Origin of the sequence: Uruburuella suis (assembly GCF_022870845.1) — a bacterium.
GTDB lineage: Bacteria > Pseudomonadota > Gammaproteobacteria > Burkholderiales > Neisseriaceae > Neisseria > Neisseria suis.
The window spans coordinates 1183546-1200541 of the sequence record NZ_CP091507.1; the positions used below are offsets into that span (position 1 = coordinate 1183546).

At 52.8% G+C, this 16996-nt stretch carries 24 protein-coding genes; 10 read left to right on the top strand and 14 right to left on the bottom strand.

What is annotated here, in order from left to right:
• From LVJ78_RS05235 to LVJ78_RS05245, 3 genes are read left to right on the top strand one after another with little or no spacing between them, the layout of a single operon-like run.
• Positions 1-468 (top strand): molybdenum cofactor biosynthesis protein MoaE, encoded by a 468-nt coding sequence (locus tag LVJ78_RS05235; RefSeq protein ID WP_132952490.1) that lies wholly within the window; start codon positions 1-3, stop codon positions 466-468.
• Entirely contained in the window at positions 465-1049 is a 585-nt protein-coding gene (mobA, locus tag LVJ78_RS05240) for a molybdenum cofactor guanylyltransferase MobA (RefSeq protein WP_132952488.1), read from the top strand. The genes LVJ78_RS05235 and mobA overlap by 4 nt, the downstream gene beginning before the upstream one ends.
• Positions 1043-2242 carry a molybdopterin molybdotransferase MoeA gene (locus tag LVJ78_RS05245; RefSeq protein ID WP_132952486.1) on the top strand — a complete coding sequence of 400 codons (1200 nt, stop codon included), beginning with the start codon at positions 1043-1045 and terminating at the stop codon, positions 2240-2242. Before mobA ends, LVJ78_RS05245 begins: the two co-directional genes overlap by 7 nt.
• Positions 2243-2253: 11 nt before the next feature.
• On the opposite strand, the gene LVJ78_RS05250 is transcribed toward LVJ78_RS05245, so the two are convergent.
• Positions 2254-2616 (bottom strand): hypothetical protein, encoded by a 363-nt coding sequence (locus LVJ78_RS05250; protein WP_132952484.1) that lies wholly within the window; start codon positions 2614-2616, stop codon positions 2254-2256.
• A 131-nt stretch (positions 2617-2747) separates the two neighbouring features.
• Between LVJ78_RS05250 and LVJ78_RS05255 the strand changes: the two genes are divergently transcribed.
• The 6 genes from LVJ78_RS05255 to LVJ78_RS05280 all read left to right on the top strand — a co-directional run bounded on the left by LVJ78_RS05255 (position 2748) and on the right by LVJ78_RS05280 (position 7648).
• Complete coding sequence (locus LVJ78_RS05255) at positions 2748-3596, top strand: SDR family NAD(P)-dependent oxidoreductase (protein ID WP_132952482.1); 849 nt, start codon at positions 2748-2750, stop codon at positions 3594-3596.
• A 3-nt stretch (positions 3597-3599) separates the two neighbouring features.
• A complete protein-coding gene (locus LVJ78_RS05260; protein ID WP_132952480.1) occupies positions 3600-4007 on the top strand; it encodes a GlcG/HbpS family heme-binding protein in 408 nt (135 codons plus the stop codon).
• A gap of 29 nt (positions 4008-4036) precedes the next feature.
• Positions 4037-4483 (top strand): nuclear transport factor 2 family protein, encoded by a 447-nt coding sequence (locus tag LVJ78_RS05265; RefSeq protein ID WP_132952478.1) that lies wholly within the window; start codon positions 4037-4039, stop codon positions 4481-4483.
• 77 nt (positions 4484-4560) lie between these two features.
• On the top strand, positions 4561-5979 hold the full coding sequence (locus tag LVJ78_RS05270; RefSeq protein WP_132952476.1) for an aldehyde dehydrogenase family protein: 1419 nt from the start codon (positions 4561-4563) through the stop codon (positions 5977-5979).
• A 54-nt stretch (positions 5980-6033) separates the two neighbouring features.
• Positions 6034-6345: a putative quinol monooxygenase gene (locus tag LVJ78_RS05275; protein ID WP_132952474.1), complete on the top strand. Its 312-nt coding sequence runs from the start codon at positions 6034-6036 to the stop codon at positions 6343-6345.
• Between the two features lie 370 nt (positions 6346-6715).
• Positions 6716-7648 carry an SDR family NAD(P)-dependent oxidoreductase gene (locus LVJ78_RS05280; protein WP_132952472.1) on the top strand — a complete coding sequence of 311 codons (933 nt, stop codon included), beginning with the start codon at positions 6716-6718 and terminating at the stop codon, positions 7646-7648.
• 633 nt (positions 7649-8281) lie between these two features.
• Here the strand turns inward: LVJ78_RS05280 and LVJ78_RS05285 are convergent.
• On the bottom strand, positions 8282-8521 hold the full coding sequence (locus LVJ78_RS05285) for a helix-turn-helix domain-containing protein (RefSeq protein WP_132952470.1): 240 nt from the start codon (positions 8519-8521) through the stop codon (positions 8282-8284).
• Positions 8518-8943, bottom strand: a complete 426-nt coding sequence (locus LVJ78_RS05290; RefSeq protein ID WP_132952468.1) for a terminase small subunit — start codon at positions 8941-8943, stop codon at positions 8518-8520. The genes LVJ78_RS05285 and LVJ78_RS05290 overlap by 4 nt, the downstream gene beginning before the upstream one ends.
• Positions 8944-9138: 195 nt before the next feature.
• On the opposite strand from LVJ78_RS05290, the gene LVJ78_RS12515 reads away from it, so the two are divergent.
• Entirely contained in the window at positions 9139-9291 is a 153-nt protein-coding gene (locus LVJ78_RS12515) for a terminase small subunit (protein ID WP_132952541.1), read from the top strand.
• On the opposite strand, the gene LVJ78_RS05295 is transcribed toward LVJ78_RS12515, so the two are convergent.
• The 11 genes from LVJ78_RS05295 to LVJ78_RS05345 all read right to left on the bottom strand — a co-directional run bounded on the left by LVJ78_RS05295 (position 9263) and on the right by LVJ78_RS05345 (position 16883).
• Positions 9263-9625, bottom strand: a complete 363-nt coding sequence (locus LVJ78_RS05295; RefSeq protein WP_132952466.1) for a helix-turn-helix domain-containing protein — start codon at positions 9623-9625, stop codon at positions 9263-9265. The two genes, LVJ78_RS12515 and LVJ78_RS05295, sit on opposite strands and share 29 nt — an antisense overlap.
• 10 nt (positions 9626-9635) lie before the next feature.
• Entirely contained in the window at positions 9636-9920 is a 285-nt protein-coding gene (locus LVJ78_RS05300; RefSeq protein WP_132952464.1) for a type II toxin-antitoxin system HigB family toxin, read from the bottom strand.
• Between the two features lie 672 nt (positions 9921-10592).
• A complete protein-coding gene (locus LVJ78_RS05305; RefSeq protein ID WP_243650316.1) occupies positions 10593-12470 on the bottom strand; it encodes a DUF927 domain-containing protein in 1878 nt (625 codons plus the stop codon).
• 87 nt (positions 12471-12557) lie between these two features.
• A complete protein-coding gene (locus LVJ78_RS05310; RefSeq protein ID WP_132952462.1) occupies positions 12558-13661 on the bottom strand; it encodes a toprim domain-containing protein in 1104 nt (367 codons plus the stop codon).
• Positions 13651-13995, bottom strand: coding sequence for a hypothetical protein (locus tag LVJ78_RS05315; protein WP_132952460.1), 345 nt, complete (start codon positions 13993-13995; stop codon positions 13651-13653). Before LVJ78_RS05315 ends, LVJ78_RS05310 begins: the two co-directional genes overlap by 11 nt.
• 157 nt (positions 13996-14152) lie before the next feature.
• Positions 14153-14434 carry a hypothetical protein gene (locus LVJ78_RS05320; RefSeq protein ID WP_132952458.1) on the bottom strand — a complete coding sequence of 94 codons (282 nt, stop codon included), beginning with the start codon at positions 14432-14434 and terminating at the stop codon, positions 14153-14155.
• Between the two features lie 2 nt (positions 14435-14436).
• Positions 14437-14661 (bottom strand): hypothetical protein, encoded by a 225-nt coding sequence (locus tag LVJ78_RS05325; protein WP_132952455.1) that lies wholly within the window; start codon positions 14659-14661, stop codon positions 14437-14439.
• A 13-nt stretch (positions 14662-14674) separates the two neighbouring features.
• Positions 14675-14911: a helix-turn-helix transcriptional regulator gene (locus LVJ78_RS05330; RefSeq protein WP_132952453.1), complete on the bottom strand. Its 237-nt coding sequence runs from the start codon at positions 14909-14911 to the stop codon at positions 14675-14677.
• Between the two features lie 117 nt (positions 14912-15028).
• Complete coding sequence (locus tag LVJ78_RS05335) at positions 15029-15997, bottom strand: hypothetical protein (protein WP_132952451.1); 969 nt, start codon at positions 15995-15997, stop codon at positions 15029-15031.
• 188 nt (positions 15998-16185) lie between these two features.
• Positions 16186-16605, bottom strand: coding sequence for a type II toxin-antitoxin system VapC family toxin (locus tag LVJ78_RS05340; protein ID WP_132952449.1), 420 nt, complete (start codon positions 16603-16605; stop codon positions 16186-16188).
• Positions 16606-16607: 2 nt separating this feature from the next.
• The gene (locus tag LVJ78_RS05345; protein WP_132952447.1) at positions 16608-16883 is read right to left on the bottom strand and encodes a type II toxin-antitoxin system prevent-host-death family antitoxin; all 276 of its coding nucleotides are present in this window, start codon (positions 16881-16883) and stop codon (positions 16608-16610) included.
• Between the last annotated feature and the right edge of the window lie 113 nt (positions 16884-16996).

Sequence of the window (16996 nt, forward strand, 5' to 3'; positions counted from 1 at the left end):
ATGCAGCCCGATATACGCGTGCAAAGTGCGGATTTTCATCTGCAAACCGAATACGAAGCCCTGCTGGCGCAAGGGTGCAATATCGGCGCGGTAGTGGCCTTCAGCGGGCTGGTGCGCGACCGCGACACCGCTATCCCGCTGGCGCATCTTTATCTGGAGCATTTTCCGGAAGTAACCGAAGCGGAAATTGCGCGCATTGTTGCCGAAGCAGCCGCACGCTGGCCGCTCACCGCCTGCACGGTGATCCACCGTGTGGGCCTTTTGGCTGCCGATGAGCAGATTGTGTTGGTGTTGGCTGCATCTGCCCACCGCAAAGCCGCTTTTGCCGCCGCCGAATATTTGATGGATTATCTGAAAACCGAAGCGCCTTTCTGGAAACAGGAGCGCTTTATCGACGGCAGCCAGCATTGGGTGGAGGCCAAGATAAGCGATCAGAAAGCGGCTGCGCAATGGGATGGCGGCGCATGAAAATCAATGCCTTAATCTTGGCCGGCGGGCAGGGCAGCCGCATGGGCGGCGCCGACAAAGGGCTGGTGCTCTGGCAAGGGCGCGCGTTTGTTGATTATGTGATCGACTGCATCCGCCCGCAGGTGGCGCACATCGCCATCAGCGCCAACCGCAACCTCGAGCAATATGCCCGGCGCAGCCCGCATGTGTTTGCCGATGCGCGCCAATGGCAGCATTTGGGGCCTTTGGCCGCTTTGTGCACCGCCGCCAGCGATTTTCAGCTGGCCAGCGCAGAATGGCTGTTGATTGTGCCGTGCGACACACCGAAACTGCCGCGCGATTTGGTGGCCGTATTTTTGGCGGCGGCACAAAAATCGCCCTTGTGCAGCGCGTTTTATGCCCAAACCGATGCGCAGCCGCACTACAGCGTGATTTTCGTGCGGCCGCAATTGCTGCCGGCCACCATTTCCTATCTCAACGCCGGTGCACGTACCATACGCGGCTGGTTGCAGCAACAACGCGCCCGCGCCGTGCATTTCAAGCACGAAGCCGATTTCGCCAATTACAACTCACCACAAGATATGGAAAACCCCTCATGCTAGATTTCGACCTTGCGCGCCAACAATTGCTCGACACCCACTCATGCACGCTCGCCAGCGCCAATTTATCGCTGGCCGAGGCGGCCAACCGCATTTTGGCCGCGCCGCTGGCTGCGCAATACCCCAGCCCGATGTTTGACAACAGCGCCATGGATGGTTATGCCGTGTGTGATCACGAAGGCCGTCTGAAAGAATTTACCGTGGTCGGCCGCACGCAGGCGGGCGAGGGCAGCGCCGCGCCGCTGCAACAAGGCCAAGCCGCCCGCATTTTCACCGGCGCACCGCTGCCGCCCAACACCACCGCCGTGGTGGCGCAAGAGCAAACCGAATGCCGGGGCGAACACTTGCATGTGGCCGCCGATATCGAGCCGGGGCAACATATGCGACTGAAGGCAGAAGAAATCCAAACCGGGCAGGAATTGCTTGCCCAAGGCAGCAAGCTCAACGCCGCCGCGCTCGGCCTGGCCGCATCGCAAGGCTATAAAAACGTGCCCGTTTACAGCAAACTCAAAGTGATTGTGTTTTCCAGCGGCAACGAAATCATCGAGCCGGGTGAGCCTTTGGCCGAAGGCAAAATTTATGATGCCAACCGCTTCCAATTGATGGCTTGGCTGCAAACGCGCGGTGCGCAAGTGATGGACGGCGGCATTTTGCCCGATGACTTGGCACGCACCGAAGCCGCGCTGGGCTTTGCCGCGAAAAAATTCGATGTCATCATCACCAGCGGCGGCGCTTCGGTGGGCGAGGCCGATTACCTCAAACAAGCGATTCAAAACGCCGGCACCCTCATCGAGCACAGCATTGCCATCAAGCCGGGCAAGCCTTTCGCCTGGGGCAGCATAGGCTCGGCCAAAGTGTTTGTGTTGCCCGGCAATCCCGTGGCCACTTTCGTTACCGCCCATATGCTGCTTTTTCCCGTGCTTAATAAATTAATGGGCAAAGAGGCGCGCTATTGGCGCATGCCGGCCATCAGCGCCACGGCAGCTTTCAGCACCCGCAAAGCCATCAAACGGCGCGAATTTCTGCGTGTGGAAGTGGGCATCAATGAAGCGGGCGACACCGTGGCCACCCTGTTGCCCAACCAAGGCTCGGCCATGCTCAGCACCTGCGCGCATGCCAATGCCTTGTGTGAAGTGCCCGCAGGCAGCGTGGTGGAAGCGGGGCAAAAAGTGAAAGTGTATTTGCTGCCGACTTGAGCGGATAATGATTAACGTACAGGCCGTCTGAAAGTTTTCAGACGGCCTGTTTCATTAATAAATAAATCTGCACAATCTATTGTGTTTATCTGCTGGTTTATCCCGTTTGCAATGCGGTTTTGTGGAAAAAAAATAGGCACCATAACCATCCGAAAAATACTGACAGCGTTGCCCCGCCTTGTGAGCTTACTTTTTTGAATGGATGTCAGCGCCACTCTGCTGATGGGAAACAACGCAACGGTGCGGTTGAGGCAAACACAGCCTTGCAACGTTTTACTTGAAAAATCTATGCCCGCAGCGAGTTGTTTAGTGCTGATTGTTGCGAAAGCATGCCGCGCCAAGCCGCATGAAACAAGCATGCGCGCACCTTGCATCTTTTCCGCTCGCTTTCAGACGGCATTGTGCGATTTATTGCATGAATTTGTGCAATGCGGGCTTATTTTATTTTTCATTTTTCAAATCTATACTGCATGCTTCATCCACCGCTTCATCACAGGAGTGCAGCATGTCGCAAAAATATTTTATCACCGGCGCCTCGGGCGGCTTGGGCATCGAATTGGTTAAAGCCGTGCTAAGCGCAGGCCACACCGTGGTGGCCGCCGTGCGCCGCCCCGAGGCGTTGGCCGATTTGGCGGCGCAATCCGGCGGCCGCTTGATTGCGGAAAAACTGGATGTCACCCAAATCGGCGAAATCGCCGCCGTGGCCGCCCGTCATCAAGACGCCGATGTGTTGATCAACAACGCCGGTGGCGCGATTTTGGGCGCGATGGAAGAATTGAGTGAAGCGCAAATCCAGCAGCAGCTCGACCTGAATTTAGTGTCGCCGATTTACCTCACCCGCGCCTTTCTGCCGGCCATGCGCGCCAGAAAAAGCGGCGCGATTGTGTATATCACCAGCGTGGGCGGTCGTGTGAGCTTTCCCGGCGGCGCCCTATACCATGCCGCCAAATTCGGCCTCGAAGGCTTTGCCGAAACCGTGGCGCAGGAAGTGGCGGGCTTTGGCATCAACACCCTTATCGTTGAGCCCGGCTCGATGAAAACCGATTTCATCACCAATGTAAACTGGACCGAAGAATCAGAAGCTTATCGCGACAGCACCGTCGGCCAAGTGCGCCGCTATATCGAGCAATACGGCGAAGACAATATTGCCGGCGATCCGCAAAAAATCGCCGCCGTGATTTACCATTTAACCCAACTGCCGGCGCCGCCGCTGCGCACCGCTTTGGGGGTGGACACCTTCGCCACGTTGGAGCAAGCTTATGCCCATAATGTCGCCACGTTAGCCGCGCAAAAAGCGCTGGCCGAATCGGTGGCTTTTGCAGGCAAAACCGGCTTTAGGCCCACACAGGAGTAAACCATGAAAACCAAACCGATTTTGAGCGAACACGAAACCGCGCTGATGATGGCCGCCGCCGTTGCAGAAGCCAAAAAACACGGCTGGCCGGTGGCCATCAGCATTGTGGACGATGGCGGCCATTTGCTGGCGATGACGCGGCTGGACAACACCGCGCCGATGAATGCCGTATTCTCACAAGAAAAAGCCAAAACCGCTGCCATCAGCGGCTTTGAGAGCAAATTGTTTGAAGACATTGTGGCCAGCGGCAGAAACGCTTTTCTCTCCGCACCCTTGGTCACTTCTCTGAGCGGCGGCCTGCCGGTGCTGGTGAACGGCCAAATCGCCGGTGCCATCGGCGCCTCAGGCGTCACCGCCGAGCAGGATATGCAAGTGGCCAAAGCAGGATTGGCCGCGTTAACCAATGTCTGATGTCCAAAAACATCTAAGAGGAAATGAAAATGACTGAATTTTCACTGCAAGAAATGGCCGATAGGCTCGCCATCCGTGATTTGATCGACCATTACGCCTATTACGCTGATCAGGCCGACCCTCAGGCGCAGGCAGCCTTGTTTACCGAAGACACTGATTACGTGGTGTATATGGATGCCAAATCCGCCACGCCCACGCAAACGGTGAAAGGCCGCGCCAATTTGGTGCCGGTGTTTGAAGCGCTCACGCATTATCAGGCCAAGATGCACTTTAACGGCCAAAACAGCGTTTGGTTCGACAGCACCGAGCGGGCACGCGGTTATTCTTATTGCATCGCCCACCATTTAAGCGTGGAAGAGGGCGTACAAAAGCTGATGGTGGCCGCTATGCGCTACGAAGATGTGTTTGTGAAACAAAACGGCAAATGGCTGTTTGCCGAGCGCAAATTGTTGGTAGATTGGGTGGAAAACCGCTAACGGTTTGCCCCGCTAAAGCGTGTTGCATGCTGGCACGCAACAGCGTAGATTCAGATAACCATCAAGCAGGAAACATCATGAAACATTTGGATAAAATTTATATCAACGGCGAATTCGTTACCCCGCACGGCAGCGAAATCATGGATTTATTCAGCCCGGTGAGCAATGAAAAAGTGGCCGATGTGCGCCTGGCCGATGAAATGGACACCCGCAAAGCCATTGCGGCCGCCAAAGAAGCGCTGAAAACCTTTTCGCAAACCAGCAAAGAAGAGCGCATCGGCTATTTGGAAAAACTGCATGCCGCGCTCAAAGCACGCGAGCAGGATTTGATTGATGTGATGGTGGATGAATACGGCGGCGCTTCGGCATTTGTGGAAATGATCATGCCCTACAGCATTGATGATTTCAAAGAAATGGCCGGCGTGGTGAAAGATTTCGACTTCGAGCCCAAAGCAGGCCATTCCAAAGTGCGCCTGCAAGCGGCAGGTGTGGTGGGCATTATTATTCCGTGGAACATGAGCAACGGCTTTATCTGCACCAAAGTGGCCTCAGCCATCGGCGCCGGTTGCACCGTGGTGATCAAGCCCGCCGAGCTTTCTGCCCAGCAAACCCAGGTGATGATGGAATGCATCCATGCAGCCGGCATTCCCAAAGGCGTGGTCAATATCCTGCACGGCACCGGCCCCGTGGTGGGCAATGAGCTCACCGTCAACCCTGATGTTAACAAAATCAGCTTCACCGGCTCCACCGGCGTGGGCAAAACCATTGCCAAGGGCGCGGCCGACACCATGAAACGCGTTACGCTCGAATTGGGCGGCAAATCGCCCAACATTATTCTGGACGATGCCGACTTTGCCGATGCCATTCCCAAAGCCATTTTCGCCGCCTACCTCAACAGCGGCCAGGCCTGCGCCGCCGCCACCCGTCTGCTGGTGCCGGCCAAGCGTTTGGACGAAGTGAACGCCATTGCCAAAGCCACCATCGAGCAAGCGGTGAAAGTGGGCGACCCGAAAGACAAAAGCGTCAACATCGGCCCGATGGTGAGCCGCAAACAATGGGAAACCATTCAAGGCTATATCCACAGCGGCATCGAGCAGGGTGCCACCTTGCTCACCGGCGGCTTGGGCAAACCCGAAGGGCTGGAAACAGGCAATTTTGTGAAACCCACCATTTTCACCAATGTGAACAACAAAATGCGCATTGCCCAAGAAGAAATCTTCGGCCCGGTGCTGTGTATCATCCCCTATGAAGATGATGCCGACGCCATCAAGATTGCCAACGACACGCCTTACGGCCTGTGCTCCTACATCACCTCGGCCGACAAAAACCGCGCGTATGAGCTGGCCAAGCACATCGACGCCGGCCGCGTGTGCATCAACAATGTGCTGCACGACCCGCTGGCACCGTTTGGCGGCTTCAAGCAATCAGGCGTAGGGCGCGAATACGGCGTGTTCGGTTTGGAAGCGTTTTTAGAGCCGAAAGCCGTGATCGGGTAAATGGCTTAATTAACTAGGGGCATTCTTGCCCGCTAATCTGAAAAAGGAACAACCATGATTATTGTTGCCGGTTCTGTTGAATTTAATACGGCGGATTATCAAGCGCTGAAAGCCGATATTTTGTCGCTTGAAGCCGCCACCCGCCAAGAAAACGGCTGTCTTTATTACAGCTTTGCCCTTGCCGCGCAAGATGCCGACACAACGCAGATTACGCTGCTGGAAAAATGGCAGAGTCAAGCAGCGTTGGACGCGCATTTAAAACAAGCGTCACTCAAAGCCTTCGCTGAAAAAGGCTTGCAAAAAGCCCGAAATGTGCAGATTAAAATGTACGATGTTACCGGAGAGCGGGAAGTGGTGATTGGGTAAAACCAATCCCCCGTTTATTAGGCGGTGGAAATGAAAAGGCCGTCTGAAGATAGATTGGCTTTCAGACGGCATTTCACTTGTTTTCCGACTTACTGCCCGGTTGGGAAAATGCCCCCCACTTTTACAAAGCGGCAATACACATCCACGCAAGGCGTGTTCGGTTTGAAAGTATTATCAGAGCCGAAAGCGGTGATCGGCAAAACCAGCGGGTAGGTTGGGTTGATAAGCCCAACAAATCCACAAGCCGTCTGAAACGTTGGGTTTATCAACCCAACCTACGCTTCGGCCAAACCTGAATTGGCCAACTTTATTCAGGTAGCCTTAAGGCCGTCTGAAATGAAAACTAATATTATATCCAAGGAGTAATCACATGACCCAATCCCGCATCACCACCCCTTACGGCATGCGCACCGATGCCAACGATATTATCAAAGACGTAAACCTTGGCGGCAAACGCGCGCTGATTACCGGCGCCGCTTCCGGCATCGGCATCGAAACCGCCCGCGCACTGGCGCTGGCCGGCGCAGATGTGACCATTGCCGTGCGCAATGTCGAAGCCGGGCAGAAAGTGGCCGCCGATTTGGCCGCAGCCACCGGCAACCCCAATATCCATGTGATGGCGCTGGATTTGAGCGACTTGGCCAGCGTAGAAGCGCTCGCCCGCGCCTGGCAAGGGCCGCTGCATATTTTAATCAACAACGCCGGCGTGATGGCCAGCCCGCTGTCGCGCTCGCCGCAAGGCTGGGAGAGCCAGTTTGCCACCAACCACATGGGCCATTTCGCGTTGGCTTTGGCCCTGCATCCGGCGATGAAGCAAGAGGGCGCACGGCTGGTGTCGCTCAGCTCTAGCGGCCACCACATCAGCCCGGTGGTGTTTGAAGACATCCAATACGACATCCGCCCCTACGATGCCTGGACGGCTTACGGCCAATCGAAAAGTGCCAACGCACTCTTCGCCGTAGAAGCTGCCCGCCGCTGGGCAGCCGACGGTATTTTTGCCAACGCCGTGATGCCCGGCGCGATTCACACCAATCTGCAACGCCACAGCGGCGAATTGGTGTCGCCGGAAGAATATTGGAAAACCCCGCAACAAGGCGCCGCCACTTCCGTGCTGGTGGCCGCTTCACCGCTGCTCGAGGGCGTGAGCGGGCGCTATTTTGCCGACTGCAACGAAGCCGAACCGATTGTCCGCGCCAGCGGCAACCCGTTTGACGAAATGTCGCTGGTGGCACACTGGGCACTCGACCCCGCCTTGGCCGAGCGCTTGTGGAATGTATCGCTCGCTTTGCTGGGCAAGGCCTGATTATCCCGAGCGCGGGCAAACCTGCTGATTGTGCAGCATGCAGCCCATCGATGCTGTGATGCCTGTTCAAACAAATCACCTGACTGCGCTGCCGGCCTGCCTTGCCGCATGTGCAAACCGTCTGCGGCTCGCCGCTTCGGCAACTTACTTTGTTTGAATGAGTATAAAACAAGGCCGTCTGAAAGCTTTTCAGACGGCCTTGTTTTATTTGAGTAAGCGCTATCGGTTTTGCATTATTTTGGCTGCGATCATATCCTTCTCCGCCAGCAGAGATTGGCAAGCCCCTGTTTTGCAATAAGGAAAGTGTAGGTAGTGTCACCGCCTGCTTTGGTATCAAAATGCTTAATTCGGTATTCGGTATAGTAAAATGTGCAGTGTTTGAAGAAAGCTGAATAGTTTGTGTGGAAATGGGCAAAATAAAACCCCTTGGTGGCCAAGGGGTTGGAAGGGTAACTGGTGGAGGCGGGGTCTACGGGAAATAGGGCGTAACTTTCTGATTTTATTGATTTTCATTTTTTGGGTATTGGAAATATTACCCCAAGAATTACCCCATAACTGCTTGGTAGGGGTATTTTTTTACTGCCGTTGCCGCCTTATCGGTACACCCATCATAGCGGTTTTTCGGGGGCGGTATCAAGTGCGCTTTTTTTGGCTGCCGCTGATTTCTGAAAGTAGGGCGGGATGCGCTGCTAAGAGTTGCAATAACACTTTGGCCGCGCCGCTGGGTTTGCGTCTGCCTGTTTCCCATGCGGCGATGGTTTGGGGTGATACCTGTATCAGTTCGGCCAGCTCTTTCTGCGTGGTGGTGTGCAATGGGTGCTTGTGTGGCAGTTTGATGCGGTGGCGGATGGCGTGGATGTCGGCAGGGGTCATGCTGGGCTTTCCTGCTTTTGGTCGCGCCATGCTGTGTATTCTTCAAAATCAGGGGCGACAAACTCGATAACGGTCGGCATGTTGCTGTAATTAATGCTGTGGCCGTTGCTGGTGTGGTCGATAGCCTGCTTTTCGTTGTAGCCGTGGTTGGCCAACATCAGCTTGGCAATACCCGCGTTGAAATCGCCTTGCAGGCCGCCGTTAATCAGCATGACTTCTTGGCGGCATTTGATGCGGTCGAGTATGTCGGCCATTTCTTCGCTTTGGTCGGCATAAGCGGCAAGGCTGCTTTTGCTCTTGCCAAGATAAAGGGCTAGCCCGCTGATGGTGGGCAGGGCTTCGCTGTTTTCTGAAAAGCCGCTATCGGCATAGTGGGCGGCCATTTTTATCAGCGCTTCGGTTAATTCGGTGGGGCGGCTCATGCTGCATTTTCTGTGTGGTGTTTGCTTCACATTGTAAGGGTTTCTATGCCCGTTAGAAAGCGGTGGTGGGCTGTTTGCAAAGACAGCCCCATGAAAGAGCCGTTTTAGTGTGTTTTAGCGTGGCTTGATGGCTGGTGGTAGTGGTGGGCTGCCAAGAGGTGAAAGTCGCTCTGCGAAGCTTGCAGGCAAGCGGCAATACGGGCGGGGTATAGCGAGAGAACGGCACCGCAACAGGCTGCACGAATGTTGATGAATGTTAACATCAAATCCGAAATTGAAAGCCGCCTGAATGTTCAGACGGCCTTGTTTTGCTGGCGCTTCATACTTCCAGCAATAAATCGGCGCTGATGTGCAAGCCCTTGTGCAGTTTTTTAATCATGGTCAGGCTTAACGGGCGTTTGCCGCTCAATACCTCGGAAACTTTAGACGGGCTGCCAAGATAGGCGGTCATGTCTTTGGCGGTCAGGCCGTTTTGTTCCATGCGGAATTTAATAATATCCAGCGGGGTAACTTCGCTGGTGTCGATTTTGTAGTGCTTGTCTTCGTAGTTTTTTACCAACAATGCCAGCATTTCAAATTCTTCTGCTTCGGCTTCGGTCATTTCGTTTTGGCTGCCAAGCTCAAGCAGGCGCTCTAGCGCGGCTTCGTTTTGGGCTTCGGTTTTAATCAGGCTGTATGTCATGGTTTCTCTCCTAAAATGATTTCTTGTCATATTCTGCGTGTGTGCCTACCCATTCGATAATCAAACGCCCTGCCGCATAAACAACCACGGCTATCAATCTGAAATGGTTGCCGCGTATGTTGAAAATTACTCTGTTTCCTGCCAAGAAGTCGGCGGATTGATACACGGCTTTAATGTCTTGCGGGGTCTGCCAGTCTTCGCGTTCTACATCAGCTATCCATCTTGTCAGGGCTTTCCTGCTATCGGGGTGTTTGCGCCTAAATTGCTCAAGTTTGCCTTTGCCTAGTATTTCCATTTATCCGCTTTCCTGTTTTGGGAATTATACCCCTCATTTTCCCGTTTTGGGAATTAATTTACTGTTTTCACCCAAAACACCGTATAGGGATAGAAAAAGTGGTTGGTATGGTTGGTATGTTGCCATGAATCGCTGAAACCCGCATGGATAAAGGCTTTCCGCATGGCAACCATGATTAAGAATGGTTGGTATGGGTTGGTATGTTTATTTTTGAATGTTTTAAGTTGTTGATTTTAAAGTCATACCAACCATACCAACCACATACCAACCTAGATTTTGTTAGGTTGCCATGCCGAAACCCGCATGGATAAAGGCTTACAGCAATCATACCAACCATACCAACCTAAAAATCGTTTTTCTCGCGTGTAGCAATTTTTAAATTCAACAATCAGGCTTATTTTCTATTGATTGTTTCCTATTTGGAAATCATGGCTGTTTTCTTGACTGGGTTTTGACTGGTGGCCGTCTGAATCTCTGGTCTGTTTTCTAATTTGGGCGGCAAGGCGGTAAAGCGGCTGTTTTGGGCGCATTTAATGGCGGGGGTAGGGCTTAGGCCGTCTGAACGGAAAGGCGGCTTAAATCGCTTGTTTCGAGGATTGGCGGCGGTCGATAAAAAAACACCAGCGGCGGTGCTGGTGTTTGGGTTTGATGCCGTCTGAAACGGCGGGGCGGTTATTGCGCTTGGTTGTCGTCTGTTTCGGGCGGCTCTATGCCCTCCAATACGAAGAAGCGGCCTTTACCGTATTTCTTCTGCTTCCAGCCTTTCCCGCTTGGCTTTACCAGCCAGCCGATTTCATGCAAGACGGTGCAGACTTTTTGCGGTTCGAAGCTTTGGCAGATTTCGCTTTCAAACACGGCGGGAATAATCCAGTATTGCGGCTCGCCGTCTTTGGTGGCGGCTTCTTTGCGATAGCCTGCATGCCCGTTATTGGTGTGGGGGTGCTGGCTGTTCCAGCCGATAAACCGCAATGAATCACCGTATAACTGCATAAAATCAACACCCTGTTTAATAATCCGCCTGTCTTCAAATTTGCCTGCGCCTGCTTTTGCCAGCCATGCGTCAAAGCATTGTTTGATACCTGCCATGCCCACACCGGCGGGCAAGCCTGTTACAGGGGCGGCCAGTTCAATAGCGGCGGCAACAAGGGCAAAGCGCAAGGCCACTCTTCGGGCTTGTCCGCTGCCCAATTCGGGCAAGGTAGCCATAAAGGCGTTAATGCGTTCTTTGGTTTGGGCGGGGGTGTTTTCGTCAATCAAGCAGACAAAGGCGCGGCCTGCTGTGCCGTGGTGGTGGGCGGCGGCCTGTTGCAGATGTTCGCTCAATTCTGCCCCGCCTGCATGGCCGTGCAAGGTGTCGTAAATGCCGTATCGGGCAAAGGCGGGTATAGACGGCAGACGGGTGGCGTGGCCTGCGTTCCAGTCTTCTGTGTCACGCAAAATGGCTTCGGGTGTTTTTTCGCCCGTGGAAAGCAGCAACACGCGCCAGCGGCTCAATGCCCGATTACCGCCGTCTTTTGCGCCTTGTATTTTGTTGGTGCCGTTCATCACGCTGTAAACGGTGTCGCCTATCACGTTGCGTTTGGCTTGGCTGATTTCGTCCAACACCAGCAAGCCGTCATTTCGGGCGGCGGCCAAATTGTCGAAGCCGTGGCTTGTGCCTTTCCATGTGACTTTAGTGCCTTCGGGATTTGCCCACACACTCAACGAAACCAGCGCGGCGGTGGTTTTGCCGTCTGAACTGTCGCCATACAGGTGAAAGCCGCCGCTCTCTGCTTTGATTAAGGGCAACAAGGGCGCTGCAAAAGCCACACCAAGCGCAAGGCACAAGCGGCTATTCCCTGCTGCGTATTGCGCTATTTCGGCCTGCCATTCTGCAAGGCTGCCTGATGGCTGATAAGCGGCGGCTTGGCTTTTATCACCGTGATAAATCACCTTGCCGCCTTGCTTATCGGGTTGGATGATTTCACCGCTGGGCAGGATATACGCGCCATCGTGCCAGCCTGCTTTATTGGTGATGGTGTAGCGCTCTTTGCTGCCCTCTGTTTGCAGATAATCGGCCAGCCGCTCACGCTTTGCCCTGCCTGAATAAACGGTGATGCCCCACGACTGCAAGCGCTGAAAGCCTTGATTGCTGCCAATGTCGGCGCTGGGAATGGCGGCGGTTTTGCTTTGGCGGGTGAGCTTGTCGCGGTATTGAATCACACGGTAATAATGGCCGCCTGCGTCTGTGCCGCTGCCCACAAGCTCGATAGGGTCGGCAAGGCGCATAGGCTCGGCTTCCACCGTTTCACCGTCAACGGTTTTCACGCCAATGTAAAACACGCCCTTGTTATTGCACACATAGCGCGGCTGGATGGCAAACGGCTCTGTTTCGGCGGCAATGTCTATCATGCCTTTGCTTTCGGCTTCTGTAACGGCTGCATTAATGCCGTCTGCAAGCGTTTCACGGGCGGGGGTGACTTGTGGCGCCTTTACAATACTGCCTATCAACACAGGGCGCTTGCCGCTGCTTTTGCTGGCGTTTTCTGATACAATTTCATTTGTATTCATGGTGTTTCCTTTGTGGGGGAATGCTGCTTTCAAGGCCGTCTGAAACTTTTCGGGCGGCCTTTTTCTTGCCGGGTTTATTCGTGGTCTTCAGACGGCCTTTAACTGCTGCGTGATTGCCCATGCTGGCCGTTTACGTCTGTTCAATTCGTCCAGCGCATCGGTGTTTTCTTCTTCAGGCTGCCATATGCGCACTTTGATGCCCTGCTTGATGGCTCGCACGGCTAGGCTGTGGGCGGCTTCGTAGCCAACGGGGCTAGGGCTGTCGTGGTCGGCAACAATCAGCAATTCTTGCAGGCCATCGGGCAACACCAGCGATTTCATGCCGTTGGCGCTCAAACAAGCCCACACGGGCAAGGCGAATAACTCATGCGCCGCCAATGCGGTTTCTATACCCTCTGCCACACACAAGCGGCCTTGTTCGTCCATCGGGTAAAGCTGCACCGCTGCGCCTTTCAGGCTGCCTGAATGGCGGCTCTGCATTTTCTTGGCGGGCATCTCTTCGCCTGTTTCGGGGTGATGAATATTCAGTTTGCTGAATGTGGGCGTGTGATGGCCGTTGTCACCCATCGGTTTAACCCATGCTGCTTTCAGGTAGGTTTGGTGCAAGCCCTGTATCTCGCCGTCAAGATTGCAGATGGCGGCCAGCATCACGGGGTGTCTGCCTATCGGCTTGAATTTGCCGTCTGCAAGCTGCACCCAATAAGGCAATTCGGCATAACGTATCATTTGCGGTAAATCGTCTTCCGCCTCCAAGCCCCTACCGCGTAAATAGGCTGCTATGGGGTCTATTTTGCTCATAGATTGCGATTTACCCCAAAGTGACACCAGCTTAACCTGTTTGTCTTGAATGCGCTCTGTGGGCTTCTTTTCGGCCTTAATGGCGATTTCTGCTTTCGGGGCGGCATCTATCAAACCCAAAACACCAGCCACATGAATCAGGGCGGTGGCAAAGTCGCAATCAAGCAGGTGCATCACCAAGTGAAAACCGTCACCGCCGCCATTGCCATAGTGGCTGCAAATGAATGTGCCTCGCCCGTCTTTATCGTCGAAACGAAAGCGGTCAATCCCACCGCAAGCAGGGCAGGGCTGGTGTTGGTTGCGCAAGCTTTCAGACGGCACACCCAGCGCGGTTAAGATACCGTGCCAGCGGTGTTGCGCAGCGGCGCGGATGGTGTCGGCGTTAATGCTCATGGCCTGCCCCTTTTGTTATCTGTATGGCGGTTTGTGCAGCCAGCTTGGCTAAAAAAACTTCTTGCTCACGCATGGCTTCGGCAAAGGCGGCGGCTTGGTGTTGATGTTGCTCAATGGCGGCCTTTGCCTGCTCTAAAACGGTGGTGGGGTCGTGGCCGTCTGCCAAGTTGTCAATCAGGGTGGAAAGCATATGGTTTGCACCAAAACATTCAGCCGCTATCAAACCTGCCAGCGGCTTGATTTCAGCAAGCTGCCGTTTGTTCATGCGCTTGATGTTGCCTGATACTTTGGTTGTTATCTTGGTGTGATACAGCCCATCGGTGTAGGTTTTCATCGCTCAATCTCTTTCTTTCTGCCATTCAGGTAGCCTTGCCGTCACCACTCCGAAAAACACCGTTTAGCGGTAAATCAAGGGCTTGCCTGTTTTCTACGGCTGCAATCTCCCTACCAATGCGGCTTAAGGCGCATCGGCGGGGATTTATTCGGGGGATTTATTCGGCTTGGCTGCCGTGGATTTGCGGATAAATCGGCTCGCGTGGATTCACACGCTGATACTGCCAGCCTTTTTCATGGCAATAAGCCATAGCGGCGGCTTCTGCCTGCTCTTCGGTATCGGCGGTAAATGGCCGCCAACCGTTTTGCTGCCAAACGGTATCGGGGCGCAAATGATACGGCGGCAATACGCAAACGGTGTAGCTGGTTTCGATTGCGCCATCATCAGGGAAGTAGCTTTCTTTGCGGCCATAAGCGGGGGCAATTTGATTTTGATTCATGGTTACACCGCCTTTCTTTCGATTTTAAACAGCTCTTTTACCTGCCCGATAATGCGGATTTGATGCGGCTCTACCGTGTGGCTCGGATAGGCGGGGTTATCGTTGATTACCCATAATTTGCCCGTGGTGGCCGCGCCTATGCGGCAGATTGCAGGGGGATAGTTGCCATTGTCGAGTAGATACAGGCCGTCTGAATTTTTGCCGATTCGGGCGGTTTTTTCGTTCATCTCATGCGCTCCCTTAGCTATTGGCGGCTTGTTGTGCCAGCCATTGCTTCACTTCACCAGCCACATAGAAGCGGCATTTCGTGCCTGTGATTTGGCGGCTCTTCGGAAAAATGCCTTGTGCTTCCAATCGGCGGATTTGACTGCCTGACAAGCGCGTAATCCCACGGCGATTTTTCACTTTGCTGGTTTCCAATTCGGCCATTGTTAATTGCGCATCATCGGAAAGATTGTTGAGGTTGATTTGCTGCATGGTTTATCTCCATCCGTTACAGCCAGCGGGTTGCTGGTGTTTCTCATGCGCAAAAAGATACCGCCCTCGTGGGGCGGCTTTTCCGATTTCGGTTTTTAGTTTTCCGATTTCGGTAAATTAAATTGCTGTTTTCTGTTTTCTTGCTATTAAGTCGGGCAATCCATCAAGGTATTTTTTTACTGTTTCAGAATCTATGCTAACTCCAAGCGCTTCAATTTCTCGTACTATTTCAGATGAGACGCCTCTTTTCTTAGGGTCGATTCCTGCTTTTGAACATAATCCAGCAATAATTATTAGCATTGAATTTCTAGTGCTTGAATTTTCAGGGTTAGAATCTCTATGATTTAGCCCTTGTATATATTTTCTGAAATCTATTAAATCGTCCTGCGAGCAAACAAAATTAGCAGCTTGAAAATCATTTATCCCTCCTGATGGATAGTGCCACGGCATACTAATACCACTTTCATTCTCCTTATATCGAGTGGCTTGAACTGAATACAAATCTCCTTTTTCGTCCAGCGCAAAAAAACCATCAATATCTATCAAGTCGGGCGTTTCCATGCCTTTTTCTTGGCAAAGTAGGAAATCTATATCAAGTTTTTCATTGCCATACATCGCCAATTTAAAAATACCACCTACACGGCATTCTTCATCTCGTGCATACACTTTGCCATTAGGTAGAAATAATGCGCTGCTGGTAAATTCGCAAACAGGTAGTTTGCTAAGAAATAATTCAAATGCTGTTTCTTCGTCTTCTTTTCCCAATGCTTTCTCATACTCGGCAAATAGTTCATGTACATAAGGATACTGTTTTGTTCCAAATTGTTTGTCAAGCGATAATCTTAGCATTACAGTTTGAGAGTCAATTAATTGTTTTTTATGACTTTCAACATCATCAATGTTGCAAATATATTTATATTTAATTGCTGTTTCGGGGGCGCTGAATCTTATTGATAATTGTAAATGCCCCTCTAGACAAACCTGATAAACATCTCCTATTGACACGTCATCATCAAAATCCATGCTTAGACTTTTTGCCGTTTCTTCAATAGTTAACCACTTTTTTAATTTAGAAAAATTTATCATTGTTGAACCTTGCATAGGCCGTCTGAAACCTTGTTAACTTGCTTGGTATCCAAATTCAGTAACCATCAATTCTTGGTTACTTGCTTGGATACCACTTGGATACCGCCCATAATTTCCACATTTAAATATCTGCTTGATGCTGTCTGAAAAGCCTGCAAGATTTAATCTCAATCCGCTTTCAGGTAGCCTTACCCTGCATACTCAAACGGATTAAGCAGCTTTGCCCCTGTGCGTTCAAAATCGGCTGTGTTGCGCGTTATCAGCGTGTAGTTGTGCTGTATGGCCGTTGCGGCTATCCAAGCATCGTTATCAGGGGCTTTATCGGGTATGTGCAGCTTGGCGCATATGGCGGCGGTGGCTTCGTCTATGGGCAACACGCGGCCAGCAAATGCGGGTTTGACAACATCATTCAGCCATTGCCGCAATATCGTGCCTTGCTGGCTGTTTTTGCGCTCTATGCCAAGAATGCCCCGCTCTAGTTCCATCATGACAATGGCGCTGGTGTACAGGTTGTTGCTGTCGGTGTGTGCCAGCCATGCGGTCGCGCGCTTGTCGGCTTTATCGGGGCGGCGTGTTTGGCTAATAATGTTGGTGTCGAGCAGATACATATTCAGTCTTCCCCAAACTCAACAGGGCGGCGGTGGGCGGTGCTTCGCGGCGGTATATCCAGCTCTATATCGGCCATTGCTTCGGCAAGGGCGGGGGCGGCTGTAAGCGCTTCTAACGCGCTTTGCGGCTTGCCTGCCAGCTTTTGATAATCGGCATAGCTCAATAGCACATGCACCAGCCTGCCCCTGTTGGTGATAAACACAGGGGCTTTGTCGGCTTCTTTTTGTGCGCGGTTGGTGTGCTGGTTGAATTCGCGGCTGTTCATGGTGTAGGGCATGGCGGCGGCTCCTTTGCTTTGATGTTTCTACATGCCCGATTATTCTACAATATGCCAGCATGTGCAAATGGCAATAAAAACACCAGCGGCGGGGGCTGGTGTCGGCTGATTGA

What these genes read in the sequence shown, in the direction of transcription:
- LVJ78_RS05265 (WP_132952478.1), top strand. Translation starts at nt 4,037, where the DNA reads ATGACTGAATTTTCACTGCAAGAAATGGCCGATAGGCTCGCCATCCGT.
- LVJ78_RS05235 (WP_132952490.1), top strand. Translation starts at nt 1, where the DNA reads ATGCAGCCCGATATACGCGTGCAAAGTGCGGATTTTCATCTGCAAACC.
- LVJ78_RS05295 (WP_132952466.1), bottom strand. Translation starts at nt 9,625, where the DNA reads ATGACATACAGCCTGATTAAAACCGAAGCCCAAAACGAAGCCGCGCTA.
- LVJ78_RS05325 (WP_132952455.1), bottom strand. Translation starts at nt 14,661, where the DNA reads ATGAACGAAAAAACCGCCCGAATCGGCAAAAATTCAGACGGCCTGTAT.
- LVJ78_RS05285 (WP_132952470.1), bottom strand. Translation starts at nt 8,521, where the DNA reads ATGACCCCTGCCGACATCCACGCCATCCGCCACCGCATCAAACTGCCA.
- LVJ78_RS05310 (WP_132952462.1), bottom strand. Translation starts at nt 13,661, where the DNA reads ATGAGCATTAACGCCGACACCATCCGCGCCGCTGCGCAACACCGCTGG.
- LVJ78_RS05290 (WP_132952468.1), bottom strand. Translation starts at nt 8,943, where the DNA reads ATGAGCCGCCCCACCGAATTAACCGAAGCGCTGATAAAAATGGCCGCC.
- LVJ78_RS05250 (WP_132952484.1), bottom strand. Translation starts at nt 2,616, where the DNA reads ATGCAAGGTGCGCGCATGCTTGTTTCATGCGGCTTGGCGCGGCATGCT.
- LVJ78_RS05300 (WP_132952464.1), bottom strand. Translation starts at nt 9,920, where the DNA reads ATGGAAATACTAGGCAAAGGCAAACTTGAGCAATTTAGGCGCAAACAC.
- LVJ78_RS05305 (WP_243650316.1), bottom strand. Translation starts at nt 12,470, where the DNA reads ATGAATACAAATGAAATTGTATCAGAAAACGCCAGCAAAAGCAGCGGC.
- LVJ78_RS05280 (WP_132952472.1), top strand. Translation starts at nt 6,716, where the DNA reads ATGACCCAATCCCGCATCACCACCCCTTACGGCATGCGCACCGATGCC.
- LVJ78_RS05270 (WP_132952476.1), top strand. Translation starts at nt 4,561, where the DNA reads ATGAAACATTTGGATAAAATTTATATCAACGGCGAATTCGTTACCCCG.
- LVJ78_RS05275 (WP_132952474.1), top strand. Translation starts at nt 6,034, where the DNA reads ATGATTATTGTTGCCGGTTCTGTTGAATTTAATACGGCGGATTATCAA.
- LVJ78_RS05330 (WP_132952453.1), bottom strand. Translation starts at nt 14,911, where the DNA reads ATGCAGCAAATCAACCTCAACAATCTTTCCGATGATGCGCAATTAACA.
- LVJ78_RS05245 (WP_132952486.1), top strand. Translation starts at nt 1,043, where the DNA reads ATGCTAGATTTCGACCTTGCGCGCCAACAATTGCTCGACACCCACTCA.
- LVJ78_RS05260 (WP_132952480.1), top strand. Translation starts at nt 3,600, where the DNA reads ATGAAAACCAAACCGATTTTGAGCGAACACGAAACCGCGCTGATGATG.
- LVJ78_RS05320 (WP_132952458.1), bottom strand. Translation starts at nt 14,434, where the DNA reads ATGAATCAAAATCAAATTGCCCCCGCTTATGGCCGCAAAGAAAGCTAC.
- LVJ78_RS05335 (WP_132952451.1), bottom strand. Translation starts at nt 15,997, where the DNA reads ATGATAAATTTTTCTAAATTAAAAAAGTGGTTAACTATTGAAGAAACG.
- LVJ78_RS05345 (WP_132952447.1), bottom strand. Translation starts at nt 16,883, where the DNA reads ATGCCCTACACCATGAACAGCCGCGAATTCAACCAGCACACCAACCGC.
- LVJ78_RS05315 (WP_132952460.1), bottom strand. Translation starts at nt 13,995, where the DNA reads ATGAAAACCTACACCGATGGGCTGTATCACACCAAGATAACAACCAAA.
- LVJ78_RS05255 (WP_132952482.1), top strand. Translation starts at nt 2,748, where the DNA reads ATGTCGCAAAAATATTTTATCACCGGCGCCTCGGGCGGCTTGGGCATC.
- LVJ78_RS05340 (WP_132952449.1), bottom strand. Translation starts at nt 16,605, where the DNA reads ATGTATCTGCTCGACACCAACATTATTAGCCAAACACGCCGCCCCGAT.
- mobA (WP_132952488.1), top strand. Translation starts at nt 465, where the DNA reads ATGAAAATCAATGCCTTAATCTTGGCCGGCGGGCAGGGCAGCCGCATG.